Source organism: Allomesorhizobium camelthorni (assembly GCF_011045125.1).
Taxonomy (GTDB): Bacteria; Pseudomonadota; Alphaproteobacteria; order Rhizobiales; family Rhizobiaceae; genus Allomesorhizobium; species Allomesorhizobium camelthorni.
The window spans coordinates 60,622-76,059 of record NZ_JAAKZF010000015.1 but is presented as its reverse complement, the minus strand read 5'-3'; the positions used below and the strand labels follow the sequence as shown (position 1 = coordinate 76,059).

At 59.5% G+C, this 15,438-nt stretch carries 14 protein-coding genes; 3 read left to right on the top strand and 11 right to left on the bottom strand.

Translation table 11 applies throughout. The features are described from left to right. The first annotated feature begins 22 nt into the window (after positions 1–22). Together G6N73_RS13695 and G6N73_RS13690 are read left to right on the top strand one after the other, a co-directional pair. Positions 23–937, top strand: a complete 915-nt coding sequence (locus tag G6N73_RS13695; protein WP_165028411.1) for a glycosyltransferase family 2 protein — start codon at positions 23–25, stop codon at positions 935–937. A 110-nt stretch (positions 938–1,047) separates the two neighbouring features. After that, positions 1,048–2,235, top strand: coding sequence for a glycosyltransferase (locus G6N73_RS13690; protein WP_165028409.1), 1,188 nt, complete (start codon positions 1,048–1,050; stop codon positions 2,233–2,235). 14 nt (positions 2,236–2,249) lie between these two features. Here the strand turns inward: G6N73_RS13690 and G6N73_RS13685 are convergent, their stop codons facing one another. The 11 genes from G6N73_RS13685 to G6N73_RS13635 all read right to left on the bottom strand — a co-directional run bounded on the left by G6N73_RS13685 (position 2,250) and on the right by G6N73_RS13635 (position 14,614). After that, the gene (locus G6N73_RS13685) at positions 2,250–2,810 is read right to left on the bottom strand and encodes a sugar transferase (RefSeq protein WP_165028407.1); all 561 of its coding nucleotides are present in this window, start codon (positions 2,808–2,810) and stop codon (positions 2,250–2,252) included. Then, the gene (locus G6N73_RS13680) at positions 2,807–3,070 is read right to left on the bottom strand and encodes a hypothetical protein (RefSeq protein ID WP_165028405.1); all 264 of its coding nucleotides are present in this window, start codon (positions 3,068–3,070) and stop codon (positions 2,807–2,809) included. The genes G6N73_RS13685 and G6N73_RS13680 overlap by 4 nt, the downstream gene beginning before the upstream one ends. 412 nt (positions 3,071–3,482) lie before the next feature. Further along, a complete protein-coding gene (locus G6N73_RS13675) occupies positions 3,483–5,441 on the bottom strand; it encodes a polysaccharide biosynthesis protein (protein ID WP_165028403.1) in 1,959 nt (652 codons plus the stop codon). A gap of 208 nt (positions 5,442–5,649) precedes the next feature. Further along, positions 5,650–5,781 carry a hypothetical protein gene (locus G6N73_RS37955; protein ID WP_281352882.1) on the bottom strand — a complete coding sequence of 44 codons (132 nt, stop codon included), beginning with the start codon at positions 5,779–5,781 and terminating at the stop codon, positions 5,650–5,652. Positions 5,782–5,861: 80 nt separating this feature from the next. After that, positions 5,862–5,984, bottom strand: a complete 123-nt coding sequence (locus G6N73_RS37950; RefSeq protein ID WP_281352881.1) for a hypothetical protein — start codon at positions 5,982–5,984, stop codon at positions 5,862–5,864. Positions 5,985–6,185: 201 nt separating this feature from the next. Further along, positions 6,186–6,938, bottom strand: a complete 753-nt coding sequence (locus tag G6N73_RS36855; RefSeq protein ID WP_246252012.1) for a response regulator transcription factor — start codon at positions 6,936–6,938, stop codon at positions 6,186–6,188. Positions 6,939–7,911: 973 nt separating this feature from the next. Then, positions 7,912–9,039 carry a hypothetical protein gene (locus G6N73_RS13655; protein ID WP_165028399.1) on the bottom strand — a complete coding sequence of 376 codons (1,128 nt, stop codon included), beginning with the start codon at positions 9,037–9,039 and terminating at the stop codon, positions 7,912–7,914. Between the two features lie 193 nt (positions 9,040–9,232). Continuing rightward, entirely contained in the window at positions 9,233–10,588 is a 1,356-nt protein-coding gene (locus G6N73_RS13650; protein WP_165028397.1) for an HlyD family type I secretion periplasmic adaptor subunit, read from the bottom strand. After that, positions 10,585–12,822 (bottom strand): type I secretion system permease/ATPase, encoded by a 2,238-nt coding sequence (locus G6N73_RS13645; RefSeq protein ID WP_246252010.1) that lies wholly within the window; start codon positions 12,820–12,822, stop codon positions 10,585–10,587. Before G6N73_RS13645 ends, G6N73_RS13650 begins: the two co-directional genes overlap by 4 nt. A gap of 138 nt (positions 12,823–12,960) precedes the next feature. Next, entirely contained in the window at positions 12,961–13,566 is a 606-nt protein-coding gene (locus G6N73_RS13640; protein WP_165028395.1) for a hypothetical protein, read from the bottom strand. A 331-nt stretch (positions 13,567–13,897) separates the two neighbouring features. After that, the gene (locus tag G6N73_RS13635) at positions 13,898–14,614 is read right to left on the bottom strand and encodes a hypothetical protein (RefSeq protein WP_165028393.1); all 717 of its coding nucleotides are present in this window, start codon (positions 14,612–14,614) and stop codon (positions 13,898–13,900) included. A gap of 371 nt (positions 14,615–14,985) precedes the next feature. Here G6N73_RS13635 and G6N73_RS13630 point away from each other — a divergent pair, with 371 nt between their 5' ends. Beyond that, positions 14,986–15,423 carry a hypothetical protein gene (locus G6N73_RS13630; protein WP_165028391.1) on the top strand — a complete coding sequence of 146 codons (438 nt, stop codon included), beginning with the start codon at positions 14,986–14,988 and terminating at the stop codon, positions 15,421–15,423. The last annotated feature ends 15 nt before the right edge of the window (positions 15,424–15,438 follow it).

The following is a 15,438-nucleotide window of genomic DNA, read 5'->3' as shown; positions in this document are numbered from 1 at the left end:
GGCTCTCTGTTAGCAGTTCATCATGCAGAAAGTGCCTTTGACGCTCATAATTCCGGTCTATGGCCGCCCGGATGCATTGGACCGGGCGCTCCGAAGCGTCGATGGCCAGGATAGCCTGCCCGAAGAAGTCGTCGTGGTCGACGACGGTTCACCCGTCCCCTCGGCGATCGACCCTGATCTGGCGCGCCGCCTGAATGTTCGCCTGATACGCCATGAAGGCAATCGCGGGCCTGCCGCCGCCCGCAACACCGGCATGCGCGAGGCGCGCACCGACTGGATCACATTCCTCGACAGCGACGACTACCTGCTCCGCGGCAGCATAGCGGAGCGATGGCAAGGCGTGCAGGAGAGGCTTCGCCACGGCGCGCCGGAGACCACCATTTTCGGCTGCGGCTGGATCGACTTCACCGCCAACCACGAAGCCTCCCGCTTGCGCTGGCCCTATCCCGCCGCCACGCCGCGCGCATTCGCCTCCGGATGCTGGTTCTCGCCAGGCTCATGCGTGATCCTGAACGGGGCCAAAGCCGTTGCCGCCGCGGGCTTCCAGGATGAGACGCTCAGGCGCTTCGAGGACGTCGACTGGTTCCTGTCGTTGGCTCTGAAGGGCTTTTCACTCGAAATACTTCCGGTCGCGGCCATTGCGATCGAGAGACAGCGCGTGCAGCGTCCCGAGCAAATCGAGGCCGCCGCCGGCGCCATACGGGCGAAATGGCGAAGCGTGCTGGACCGTACGCTGTTTGCCCGCCTCGACAGCTATATGGATCTCGAAATCGCGGCCGCTTACCGTTTCCGGGGCTCCAAGCTGCGAGCGCTGAGGGCGCTTTCGGCGTCGCTGGCGAAGGCGCCGCGTCTGTCGCTGCAATTGTCGCCGGGATGGCATCTTGAATCGCTCTACGGTATCCCGAAGGACAGCATATCGCTGGAGGCGCGTCGCTAGCCGTTCGGTCGATGCATTTCCGGCAGCTGTTTGGAGGCGGAGGCCTTTTCCGCTTGACTATGCGATGGATGCGCACCACTCAAAGGCCGCAAAGCGTCGGAGAACAGCGAATGACCAGGATCACTGTCATATGCAATGACAGCGATTATTTCCTCAGGCATCGCCTCCATGTGGTGGAGCGGCTTGCAGACACTGGCGCGGACGTGACCGTCATCACGGGGGGAAAGCCGATGGGCAAACCGCCGGCCGGCTGGCGCCACGAGCATATGCCGATAGAGCGCTTCTCCTTCCATCCGGTTCTGGACGCGAACGTTATACGCCGATCGCTGCGGCATTTCAGGACCGAAAAGCCGGATGCCGTGCACCTCATCACGCTTAAGCCAGCGGTCCTATCGGGCCTCGCCGCCGTGCTGGCGCGGAAGTTAGGGAGCGGACCGCGCCAGATCTTGATCACCATACCCGGCCTCGGGCGACTGATGTCGCCGTCGAGCACGCGGAAGAGGGTGGCCGACCGCTTGGCGCGGTCCCTAGTCGATGCCTCCATACGGTTTCTGTCGTCGCGTCCCGGCGTGCACTTCACCTTCGAGACCGCCGACGACTGTGATGACTGGCTGCATCGCGGGCTGATCGGCCGGCACAATTCGACCGTCATCAGCGGTGCCGGCGTCGATCCGGAGCGGTTTCATCCCGCCGGCGATCGCCGGGTGCGGTCGCCCGTGAAAATCCTGTTTGCGTCGAGATTGCTGCGGTCGAAGGGACTGGACGCGTTCGTGGAGGCGGCGCGCCATTATTCGGGGAACAGCAAGGTCGAATTCCTGGTTGCGGGCATGGTCGAGCCGCACGACCCAGACCGCTATGCGCAGGAACTGCTCAAGCGCGAAAGCGCGATCAAGTTCCTGGGCGAAGTTTCCGAAATGCCCGAGCTTCTGCGCAGCGTCGATCTGGTCTGCCTGCCATCCCGCTACGGCGAGGGCATCCCACGCATCCTGATCGAGGCGGCGGCGAGTGCCGTCCCCTGTCTTGCAACGGATCTTCAGGGATGCCGTGAAATCGTCCGCCACGACGTGAACGGAACGCTGATCCCACCGGGCGATGCCGGCGCAATGGCGGCATCGATAATCGCCGCAATTGACACTTACCTTGCCGATCCGGAGCTACTGGACGTTCAGGGCCGTGCGGGACTGAAATTGTTCAGGAACGGCCAGTTCGGCGAGGATGCGGTGACCGAGCAGTTCGTGCGTCTGCTCGTCGACGACAAGCAGACCGCTGCGATGTCCCCGGCGCTCTCGCTCGGCTGAACTGCATCCCGGGCCTATTCCACCGATCTTACCTGGTCACCCTGCCCCGAGCCGAGCGCCGTTGCCAGGATCAACCTTATGTCGGCGGCAAGCGACATGTCGCGCAGATAGACCGCATCGAGTACGGCCAGCTTTTCGGGTTCGGACATGTCCACGCCCGCGACCTGCGCCACCCCGGTGATGCCGGGACATATCGCATAGAGCCCGTAGGCCCTGCGCGCGGCGATCAGCGTGGTCTGCGACGGGAGGCATGGCCGCGGCCCGACGAAACTCATATCGCCCATCAGCACGTTCCACAATTGTGGCAGTTCGTCAAACTTGAACCGCCGAAGAAGCTTTCCGACCGGCGTGATCGACGACGCGCCCGCTTCGTGGGTCGGCACGTTCCCGGTTTCGCAGTACATGGTGCGCAGTTTCAGGCAGGTGAACGGCTTCTCGTCCAGCCCCACGCGAATCTGACGGAAAATCGCCGGGCCCGGAGAGGTGAGCCGGATCAATATCACGGCAGCCAGGAATAGCGGCGCCGCGACCACCAGTCCGATAGCGGCAAGTACAATGTCGAATGCGCGTTTCATGCGACCTTTATTGGATGGAGTATCGAATCCACTCCCCGAAATGCCAGGTCACGGCTACGACCGCTCCCGCTATTACGAGAAGCAGAAGCAAAAGGCGAATGGCCATGGGCGAATTCACCTCGTAAAGCATCGAAGGTTTCTTCGCTGTTTCGGCCTTTTTTGTGGCTTTCGAGCCATGCCGGTATATGACGCTGTTCCATGCGGGCCGCGTTTTCACGTTGTATTCGCAGGTCGGGCGCATTTCGGGCGAGCATCTGCAATCCGTCTCCAAGTCGCAGCGGTAATCCTTCAGCACCGAGGGTGTAAACGTCGTTCCCGCAGGCACGGCTTGTTTCTCGTCTTCGAATCCCATTTGTCGCTCTTGCTGCGTCCGTCCGTCAGCTACCATTCAATCTGGTAGCAATATCTGTAAGCACAAGAAACAACGATTGGCGTGCGGAGTCAGAAGTTCTCGCCAGCATTGTGAACGGCGGTCGCTCCCCATCGCCGCGCGGCAGCTGGCGGCAAGCTTCTCCCACACTGACGGAAGGAGCCTGCTTCTCGGTATGTACTCCACGGACCGTCCTGGTTCCACCGACTCGCGGCAGCGAAGCGCGGAGCATATAGCCGTTGGTGTCTCCAGACGAAAGAACCGCTGAATTTCCTGCAGTCACCGTCACTGGATCGAACGTCTCATGAATATGGCGCGGCGTCGTCGAAATCCTGCGCAACAGGCTTAGCAGCCTGCTCCTGCATTGCTTTGGCGCTGCGGTACTCGGGAACGATGTGAAGCAGCAGTTCGAGCGCGCGCCCGCGGTCTTCACGTGCTACCGCGTTCTGCAGTTCCGCAATCGACTTGTCCAGAAGCAACTTGTCGATCACGCGCGGCGATGCAATCACATAGCCGTCTTCCGTGCGCAGGTCCTGGGCTTCGGAAGGATCGAAAAGCTCCTCGAAGAGCTTTTCTCCCGGCCGCAGGCCGGAAAACACTATGTCTATGTCGGCATAGGGTTTCAGCCCGGCGAGTTGCATCATGCGTTCGGCCAGGTCGACGATGCGGACTGGCTCGCCCATGTCTAGCACCATGATCTTGCCGCGTTGCAGCTCGGTGTCAGTGTGTTCGGCCGACGCGTTCAGCACTAGCCGGACCGCTTCCGGGATCGTCATGAAAAACCGCACGATGTCGGGATGGGTGACCGTCACGGGCCCGCCGGCCAGGATCTGTTCTTGGAATCGCGGCACCACCGAGCCATTCGAGCCGAGAACGTTGCCGAACCTGACCGTCTTGAAATGAGTTTTTTTCGAGCTGATGTCGAGGGCCTGGCAGTAGGCCTCAGCAGCCCGCTTTGTGGCCCCCATGACATTCGTGGGATTCACCGCCTTGTCGGTCGAGATCATCACAAAGCTTGCGGCCTCGTTGACGAGGGCTGCGTCGGCGACATTCTTGGTGCCGAGGAAATTGGTCTTGATTGCCTCCACCGGATTGCTTTCGGCCAGCGGCACATGTTTGAGCGCGGCAGCGTGGAACACCACGTCGGGGCGCATTTCGGCAAACAGCCGCGAAACCCGTGTGCTGTCGCGCACGTCCATGAGTCGCGTGCTGATTTTCAGATCGCGGTATTTTTCCCGGAGTTCCATATCGAGCATGTAGAGATGGAATTCCGAACTGTCGGTGATGACCAAGAGTCTCGGTCCGAGTTGCGCGATCTGGCGGCAGAGTTCCGAACCGATCGACCCTCCGGCACCGGTGGCGAGAACCGTCTTGTTGTTGATGAGACGGGCTATGCTCGATATGTCGGTTACGACCTCCGGACGGTCGAGAAGGTCTCCGAGTTCGATTTCTTTCGGTTCCAGCAGCGAGTGGCTCGTAATGAGCGCGGTCTCCGTGACATCCGGGATTATCGAAGTCTTGATGCCGAGCTTTGCCGTCTTTTCGACGAACTCGCCGAGCTGCTGGCGGGTGGGGGCGGCTTCGGTGACGATCAACTCGGAGACGGGAATGCCGGTTCGCTCCAGGCGGTCGGCGATTTTTCCGACATCCTCGAACGAGCCGAGAACCCTGACGCCCTGAAGCGTTCTGGCCTGGTTCAGCATGCTGTCGTCAAGGATGCCGACGACGTTGAACTCGCTCTGCCCCCGGCGGCTTGCCCGTATGAAGCTTTCCGCGCTGTCGTTCAACCCATAGAGAAGCACATTTCGCCGGTTTGCCGGCGAGGGAGCGAGGGGGCTTGTGCGCCAGAGGACTTTCTCGACCAGAAGGCGACAGGCCAGCCGGGAGCCGGCAAGCGCAGTCACCATGAAAACTCCTGCCAGGATCGGCACCGAGCGCGGAACATTGGCGCCGCGGGTCATCAGGAACGACGCGACCGTGTAGATCACGGTGGTCGCGACCGCCACCTTGATGATGATGATCAGATCGGGAATTGAGACGTACCGCCACGAACCGCGGTGCAGCGAAAACACGAAATAGAATATCCCGAAAATGGCCACGAAGCCGAGCGTCTTCTCCTCATTGCCCGGCACCTCGAACGCCTGGACGCCGAGAACGGTCAGGTAAGCCAGGACGAACGAGCCGGCCGCGATTCCGAAATCGTGCAGAGTCCCTGCATAACGGGCAAATCGGGCGGGCAGGCGCAAGCTACTGAGTTTCATGCAACAATGCTCGGCGTGGATGCATTTTCGTCTCAATAAATGTCATGCGACAATGCCCGGCGCCGCCACATTGTTACCTGAACAGCCGACGCCGTTCAACACAGCCGGCTCCAAAACCTCGGTACCATTGATACCCCTGCATTCCCAATCCTTGGCCGAACGATCGACCACGGCCTCTCGATAGCACCAATCTGAGTTCTCTGTCAGCTTAAAGGATTCGCTTCCCGAAAGCAGACATCACGAAGTTAACCGTTTCAAGGCCGATCCGGGCATCAAGTTCGGCCGCTACCGGCGAAATGTCCATGGATGCCATGCGGCCGCTGAGCGTGATCGCATCCATCGCCTGATGTGCTTCGCGCACGGTGGTCCCGCGGGAACCAGGCGCCCATCCCGGCATCTCGGTCGCGGTTGGCGAATAGCTCACATGGAAGCCCGGGTTCCCGACGAAGCGATCCTGATCGCCTCGCGCATGGCATCACCCATGCCAGAGCCGTCGATCTCGGCCATGGTGAACACCGAGAAGCAAGACTCGAGAAAGTCCACAAGAACGATGCTTTCCGGAGAAGGCTGCGGCTGCAGCGGTTCCATTCAGGTCGAGTAAAACAGTTGCGGGACAAGGGTTTATGGTCCGATTCGTGGTACTTTAGTCGCGGCTCCGCCTAACAGCGCGGGACAGGCTGCGGCAAGCTGCAAAGTCGTTTCTTTATTGGTCAGTCTCTTTCCGCTTCAACGAACCGGACTGTATCAGCCGGCGTGCTGGGATAGAACAACCGCCTCGGTCCGGTTCTTCGCATGTAGTTTTTGCATGATGCGCGAGATGTGCGACTTGACCGTGTTCGGCGACAAATTCAGCTCGCTGGCGATGACCTTATTCGGCAGGCCACGCAACAAAGTCGCCAAAACCTGTCGTTCGCGTTCCGTGAATGCGACATTGGTCTTTTTGGTGATAGCACACATCTCAGGCGCGGCGTCGCTCATGGGCATAGCTGGTTGCAACGCCACGATGTTGTCGGATGAGACGGGCGTCCAATTCGGACAGTCCACAACCACCGCCCGCGGAAAGTAAGCACCACCGGCGATTACCAATCGAAGGGCCGCAAGGGCAATCTCAACGGAGGCAGAAGCCGTGATGTAGCCTCTCACGCCATAGTGGGTGACTTCGGAAATCATTGCATCGGATATCATTGACTCGTCGAGCTTGGTAAGAAGTATGAGAGGCCCTTCGGCCAGTGATCGACGAACATAGGCGAGATTCTGCAGCACACATTCATCAGTCATGGCAGAGCTCCCTATATTGAGAGCAACCAGGCTGATGTTTTTGCCGATTATGGAGTCGAACTGGTGGACAGTCTCGATCTCCAGGACGGTGAAATCCTGGAATTCGTTCCGAAGGATGCGGGCAAGGCAACTTCGCGGCAGAGGATGACGATCAACTACGACGATAGCAGCACGTTCGTCAAATAAGCCGTTTTGTTCGACCGAAAACGAGAGAGTCAATTACTCCCCCCTCATTTGCCGCCCAATATCACCTAAACGCTTTAACCAGCGCCAGTCTACATTTAGTTGATGACATGGTTAAAAATGCTTGCATTTAACTCAAATTTTCAACTTCAATTGCTGGTTGCATAGTAGTTTCAGTGATTTGCCGCGCAGTAATTCTACAAAATCGCTAGGTGATCCGTTTCCTGATCGCTGGGATCCGGACGAAGCCGATGAGTTGGACGCAAGCTTGTCGTAGCGTGTGGCGATGCTGCGTGAGTGCTTCAGGTGACTAAAGAACCATTCGATGTGGTTTCGCAGGGCGTAGGTCGGCTTGTCGACCAGGTACTGGACCATGCAGTCGACTTTGTCGGGATCACCGGATCGGCGCTGCGGCGTTCCAGATCGTGACGAATCGCATCGCCGTCCTAGCCCTTGTCGGCCAGCATCGTGCCGGATCGGGCGCGTCTTCCTCCATCAGGCGCTCATTGTCGGCCATATTGGTGGCCTAGCCTGGCTCAGAGAGGAGGCGATGGCAGGTCTTGTGCATCCGTTCGGTATTAAGTGTTAGTCGTGAGGCCACGGCGAACGGCCATTAGCATTTCTGAATCCCCCCCTTTCCCCCGGGCGGCATGCTAATGCGCCTGGACGATGTTGCTGTCCATGATTTGCGGCGTGTGTCGGAGATGTCACTTTCGGGAAGCGCCAGCATCACATTCCAGAGTTCGGCTTCCGTCCAGCGGCGAAGTTCCAGTCCCCCGAGCTCGGCTGGCAGGTCGCGCCATGGCGAACCGATCCTGGTGATCCAGAAGATGCCCGTCCAGAACCGGTGATCACGCGGACGCCGTCCCTCCGCTACCTGGTCTCAATCAGGAATGGCGTAAAGAACGCCCACTCCTCATCGCTCATCAGACTCGAATCAAGCCGCTCTTCTCACGGAGCAGCGTTTGAACCACGCGTCAGATGAAAAGGGATCCCGTGTCCACACGCCCTATGCAAGACTGAAATCGGCCTGCACGATGGTTTGCTGCTCGACGGCCGCCGTTTGCACGGCGTCCACATCCATATCGATTTCGCCATTCAAGTACCTGATGGCTACCGCAACGTCCTGTTCGGCATCGACCTCCTGGAGCGATTCGACAGTTACTTTGACGATATAGCGCTCTTTCAATTCGTCTTCGATGTCTATGTCGATATCGACTTCCTGATCGAACTCGAGGTCCTGGTTCACTTCGACTGTGCCACCAGGAGATCCGTCACTGATGCGCATGTCGACAGTCGTGTCCTGCTCGATTTCGATCGAGTCGTGCAAGAAAAGATCGACGTAGAGGATCCCGTCAACATCGAAGATTTCAAGGTCAATCTCGACATCCTGGTCTATGCGCATGTTTTGGTCGAGCAGAAGGGCGAAGTGTCCATCACCGTCGATTGCAAAGGAAATGTCGACGTCCTGGTCCATCATGAGGTCTTGGTTGATGTGAAGACGCGCGACCACCTCACCCACATAGCCGCTGACCATGACACTCGCTTCCTGGTCGACAATCGCGATCTGCGCAACATTAATGCTGTGAGCATCATCAACCTCGCCAAGTATGTCGTCAGAGCGGCTCGGACAGCGGCTCGCGCCACTGGTCTCATCGCTCTCTGGCAGCGGTTGCTTCTTATCCGGTCCGTCTTCGCGATGGTCACGGCCGCAGGCTCCTCCGTCTCCGCACGCGGTGGAAGACGCATCGATTGACACCGCCTGTCCCTTGATCGGTACCGGCGCGGGTTGTCCGTGGAAACCCCGATCGAGCGGCAAATCCTCCTGCTCGTTCGGCAGTAGATCTGCATCCGGCAGCATAGTCGCGGACGGGATGGTAAATTGCGGGACATCGCTCACCCGTTCCAAGCTGCCGGCGAACATCGTCTCAGTTCCAATAATTTCCTCTGGATTGGCTTCGCTCGGCGGCGGCAGATCAGCAGCCGGCTGCATCGCCGCGGACGGGATGGTAGAGAGCGGGACCTCGATCGCCCGCTCCAAGCTGCCGTCGAACATCGTCTCAGTTCCAATGATTTCCTTTGGATCGGCTTCGTTCGGTGGCAGCAGGTCGCGAGTGCCATCATCGGCGGTAATCATAAAACCCTCCAGTGCCACAAGGCACGTTCCCCAATGGTGCGCCCGCTTCGAGAGACATCTTCCGACGGGGCGACCCAGTTCGCCTAATCATTCATCTCCAAAGCATTGGCCCGCGAGCCCTCGCGAATACGACGGCCGGCGATGATCCACAAATGTCAGTCGCTTCCCCACACTGATCCTGCTGCCCCATGTCTCAATCCTCTCGAAAGGCACGGTTGAAGCTATCGAGAAAGGGGCGCAACATGTATTGGGCGACGGTGAACTGGCCGGTTTTGATCAGTACCTCGGCCGGCATACCCGGCATGATCTCGACCTCCGGCAACTCGCGCAGGTGCGCCTCGTTGATCCGGACGTGGGCGGTGTAATAGGCTCGCTCCGTTTCCTTGTCGACGAAGCGATCGGCGGAGACATAGGTGAGGACGCCCTCCACTGGGGGTACCCGGCGGTCCTTATAGGACAGGAGACGGACCCTAGCCTCGAGACCGGGACGAACCAGGTCGATGTCTTCCGGTTTGACTTGAGCCAGCACTATCAGACGGTCCTGATGGGGAACGAGATCCATTAGGGGCTCGCCAGCGACAACAACCCCTCCGAGGGTGTGAATGCGCAGATCCGTGATGGTGCCGGCCTCGGGGGCGCGAACTACCGTTCGGGCGAGCACGTCGTTGGCCGCCTGGATGCGCTCGAGGAGTTGGAAAATCAGCGCTTGTGTGTCGCGTAGGGTCTGCGCGATTTCTGTGTAATGGTCGCTCTTCAGCTGGAGAATCATCGCTTCCGATTCTCCGACTGCTTGCTCGGCTCGCGAAACCTGAGCTAGTGTTTCGCCAATCCGTCCATCAAACTCAGCCTGTTCGCGCTCCAGGTGCAAGAGGCGCCCGCGCGTTTGCAGTCCCTTGATGACCATGGGGGCCACGGTTGCCAGTTCCTTCTTGATGATCGCCGCGCGTTTCGTCGCCGCTTCCACCTCAAAGCGTAGCGCGGCGATTTCCCGCCTCGTCTGGGCTTTGCGCTGCTGAATGACGCTGATCCGGGATGATTGGAGCCTGCGGCGGGTATCGAAGATGTTGATCTGTCCAGCCATCGTCTCCGCGAGTGAGGGGTCGCCCTGAGCGGCCGAGGTAAGAGCTTCCGGGAACGTGATGGTTTCGCTACCCTCGCGTTCGGCCAGCAGGCGCGCCTCCAGGGCCAGTGCTTCCCAGAGCTGCATTTGAAGCATCTGGACGGTGGTGCGAGTCCTGGTGTCGTCGAGCCGGATCAGTGCTTGCCCGGCGGTCACTTCGTCGCCGTCGGCGACGAGGATGCGCCCGATGATCCCGCCCTCCAGGTGCTGGATGGTCTTGCGCCTCGACTCTGCCTCGATAGCCCCTGCGGCGATGGCGGCGCTTTCCAGCGGTGCGTAAATCGCCCACAAGCCGAAGCCGATCACGAACACACCGACAACTGCAAATGCGCTCGCCGCAAGGAGGCGCAGGCGCCGGAACGGCGTTCCTGATGGCGGTGGCAGAATTTCCGCAAGATCGTGTGCGATGGTGTGGTTCGAACCTCTCATGACACGACCCTCTCGGATTCCTCCCCTATGATGAGGCCTGCCGCTATCGTTGCCGGTGACTGTTCGTCCTCGTGAGCTAGTTGCTTTGTAGTCCTCCGCGCGGTGATGATCTGCGAATGCCTGATGGGAATGCTTGTGCGCCCGGCCTTGATCTTCCCGGCCACGTCGCGGCGACTCCCGAAAGCGTCCATTCTGCCGTCGTCGAGCACCAGAATCTTGTCACACATGTTCATAATACCAAGGCGCTGGGCGATGAGGATGATTGTTGATCCCCGTTCTCGCATCTCCTGGATCGCCCGCCGCAGGGCATCTTCGCCTTCGGCGTCGAGACTGGCATTCGGCTCGTCCAGCACGATGATACGTGGGCGACCAAAGAGCGCGCGTGCCAGCCCCAGCCGCTGCCGCTGCCCGCCCGACAGCCGCATGCCGCCTTCGCCGATATCGGTCTCGTAGCCTAGGGGAAGCCGCATGATCGCTTCGTGCAATCCCACCATCGCAGCGGCAGTGATGACATCATGCGCCTGGGCATCCTGCAAGCGAGCGATGTTGTCCCTAACGGTGCCGCCGAATAGCTCTATGTCCTGGGGAAGATAGCCGAAATAACGATGACCGCTGGAGGCCATCCAGATCCCGATGTCTGCGCTGTCGAGGCGCACATGGCCTGCTGTAGGAGTGAGAGTACCGGCGATGAGACGCCCAAGGGTCGACTTTCCGGCGCCCGAGCGACCAACCACTCCAAGGATTTCGCCCGGATTGACGGCGAAACTCAGCCGACAAAGCGCCGGCCTGTCCGCGCCGGGCGGCATGAAGGTCACCTGCTCGACGGAGAGTTGCCCATTGGGGCGCGGCAGTTCCATGGCTCTTCGAGGCCGGGGCGCGGCAGCTAGGATCTTGTGGACGCGAGCGTACCCCAGACGCGCGCTGCTGACCGCCTTCCAGGTGCCGATGGCGCCCTCTACCGGGCCTAGCGAGCGCCCCAGAAGGATCGATGTCGCAAAGATCGCTGCCGGACTGATGTCGTGCAAAATCACAAGCCAGGCGGCGCAGGCCATAACGATGACCTGTGTGACAAGTCGGATGAAGCGCGCGAAGGCCTGAATGGCAGAACCACGCGCTGCTGCGGCTAGTTGAGCCTCCTTCGCGTCCGACTGGTCATCGTGAAGGAGGCGGGCCACTCCAGGCAACATTCCCATGGCGCTGATGGCTTCGACGTTGCGCAATAGGGATTCGAACCGGTGTTGGCTCACTACCCAGGCGGCGCTCGAACGGGCTAGAGGCTTGCGGGTCACCATCTCGTTGACTATCGCCAACCCGAACAGGACAACCGACGCCGAAAGGCCGATCACGCCAAGAAGCGGATGAACAAGAAACATTGCGAGAATAAAGATCGGCGTCCAGGGCAGATCGAAGAGGGCTGTGCATGCGCTGCCGCTGAAGAACGAACGGAAGCCGCCAATATCGCGCCACGCCTGTGCCGCCGCAGACGGGTCGTTGCGCAAGGCTGAGTGCACGGCCGCGACAAGCACTGGCGCCTGGAGGCGGTCGTCCAGCCAGCCGCCGATCCGCGCAAGCATCGCGCGGCGCAACGCCTCGAGGGTTGAGTGGACCGCCAGCGCCACGATCACGATCGACGTCAGCATCACCAACGTATCGAGGCTGCGGCTTGAAAGGACATGATCGTAGACCTGCAAGAGATACAGCGGGACCGTCAAAGCCAGCAGGTTCACAAAGAAGCTGAGAAAGAAAATCATGACCAGCGAGGCCTTGCAGAGACTGAACGCCTGCTCCACCTCGGTCCGTCCAGCGGCCTTGGCCGCAAAATGCAGGGCCGGCCGCTTTTTTTCCCCGTCTTGAAGCTCTGTAACCGCAGAACGCCAAGCATTTCTGAGGCCGGATGCGCCTGCAATCCCTATTGTCGCCACGGCCCGCATCCAGGAGAACGGACGACGCGACTTGTGCCGTCCGATGTCGACAGCATATCTGTAGAAATCGTATGCTCTCTCGGAACAGCCCGCAGCGTAACCCCCTGCGAACGCCGGGAATGGCAGCCCTCTGCAGAAATCGGAAGCGCGCTGGATTCCCCTTTTTGCGCGGCCCTTCACCCAGGCAACAGACATCGGCGGCATCTCCCCCACAATACTGCGCACGAGCACCGGGACCAGCGCACCGTGCAGAAATTGGCCGTTGCGCCGCGATCCATTTCTTCCGAGGAGATTCAATGGGAAGGGAGCCATGGCCAATGTCTCCATGAGGACGTCGCAGCGGTGCATGGGAGCCCCAACGGCGAAGTCGAAACCTTGACAACTTGGGCCGTTTCGGCGCCCCGGCAGGCGCCCGGATAGAATCCGGGCGCCGTTGCTCAGGAAGAACGCTCAGGCGAAATCGAAATCGAAGTCGATATCAATGTTCGCGTCTTGCTTGCCGTACTGATCCTGATCGGCGTAGACCTTTACGTCCTGGTCCTGGTAGACCTCGACATCGTTCTTGTTGTCCTGATCGACGTCGATATCAGTGTCATTGTCGTTCTTGGCATTGCCGTCGGCGTCCGCGTCAGCACGTGACTTGGACCACGCGTCAGCATCGCCGTCTGCGTCCGAGTCGGCCTTGGACCTGGACCGCGCGTCGGAATCGCCGTCGGACTTCGCCTCGGCCTTGCCCTTGTCGCCCCCTTCCGCGTAGGCCTTGCTGTGGGTCTTGGCATCGGCGTCGCTGTCGGAGTCGGCCCTGGACTTGTTATGGGTCTTGGCATCGGCGTCGCTGTCGGAGTCGGCCTTGGCGTCATTGTCCGTCTTGGCGTCTTGATCGGTGTCGTTGTCGACCTTGCTCTTATTGTCGTTGTCGATCTTAACGCCCGAGTCCTGCTTGGTATTGGTCTTTATGTCCTGATCCTGATATTGGTCGAAGTCCTGGTCGATATCAGCATCGATGTCGATGTCGAAGTCGTTGTCATCGAAATAGCTGGGTTTGTTCGACTTCATGGGATTTCCCTCCCTGTTGTTGAGGAACGCCGCTCTCGGCCATTTGCTGCCGGAGCGGACCGACCGCCGTGAGGATGATCCGGCGGATCCTCCGACGGCGCGTCGATGGGCGAAGCATGTTCGTTTTGCGCCGGAGAGAATAGTTACCAATGGGCATCCGACCTAAATGGGCGCTCACGTCCGATCGGGTTCATTCCGATTGGCGATCGTTAACCCAATCTGCTAATCTTGAAGGGCTACCAAGATCCAATGGGCCTTCGTGCATATTAAAAGCGTCAAAGAAAAGCCGGGACAAAGCCCGGCTGTCACGCATGCCCCAAAACGGTGAAGTTCAGAGGTCGAGGTCGTCGCTTACATCGACGACTATCTGGACATCCCCGAGCGCAGCGGCGAGTTCGTCGAGGCGGACGTCGATCGAGTCCCCGTCTTTGCCTTGAGCAGAAGCGATCGCTGCGCGCGCGAGGGCCTGTACGAGAGGAACGATGTCTACATCGACGCTGGCGTCAAGGCCGTCGCGGATTTCCACATCCACGTCGATGTTCTGATCAATTTCGTCGTCCTGATCGATGTCCGTCTCGAGGCTGTTCCGGTCGCCATCGCGCACATTGATGTCGGCGTCACTCTCGATCTCAATATCTTCCTCAATGTCAACACCGACCTCGATGAAGACAACGCCATCTCTTTCGCTGACTTCGACATCCACGTCGATTCGCTGGTCCACTTCCAGTCTTTGTTGCGTCCTGACGCTGGCTTCGCGTCCGCCGGAGCCGCCGCCTGCGTCGACGTCAACATCCTCGTCCTGGTCGATTTCGCCGTTTTGGTCGATTTCCGTATCGAGTTCGACCTTGACCGGCCGCGATCCGATGACCTTCACCCCGATGGCGTCATCGTTTTCCAGGCGCGAGTCCTGGTCCAGATTGATATCAAGGCTACGACCGCCATCACCATCAAGATCGTCGTCGTATTGGGTGAAATCGATCTCCTCCGTTTTATCCACGTTACCGCGGTCGACGGTCGCTTCTTTCTTGTTGTGCTCGTCACGCGCCATTGTAATCTCCTCCCGTGACCGCCGATCGGCGCTATCGCAGGACCCAGCATCCCATCTTTCGGAAAACGGTGATAGACGCCAAGACGGGCGAAACACCTCCGTCCAGGAGGGCACGAAGCGGACTCGTCAGCGCTAGTTGAAGTCGCGGCTAGGACAGTGACGTCACCCGGTAAGACTAATACCTATGGGCTAATGGTCCGCTTTTTGCGGCTTGTAGCGGACTGTTAAGCATTCCGAGTTATTTGGAGGAGACGCGGTGCAGCTATCCTTTGCTTTTCGGGATGTTTCAGCCAACGAAACGTATTCAAGGGGCCGCGACGGGGATGAATCGACTTTTGTGACCATGTCTGCTCCGGCGCTGGGAGGAGAGGGTGAAAAGGGCATCGATCGCTACCATCCTGTTGTGTTCGATGGTTCCGGCAAAGGCGGAGGGCGGCCTCGCCACAAAATGGGCGGGTCCGAACCTGACGACCATCGTTTCAGGCAAATCCGATATCGCCACCCTATATGCCGACAGACAGGCAGTTGTGGTTGAATACGTGATGGCCATGAGGCGATACGAAGTCCTCACGGGGCCGTGGACCTGGGTTGGCGCCAACGGTGATTCAGTGCGCAGGATAGGAAACGACGTATTCCGGGTCTCCCTCGGAAATTATGCTGGCAACTGGTTTACTGAATTGGAGTGCATAGCCTTAGAGTGGCCAATGTTCCTGTGCAGTGACGGCAAAGAGAGAAAAATGTCGGCGCCCGACCCCAGCACGATGATTTTCGACGGCGTCGAATACAAGCGCCTTCCGCCGAGAAAATAGATCGTCACTGCAGCC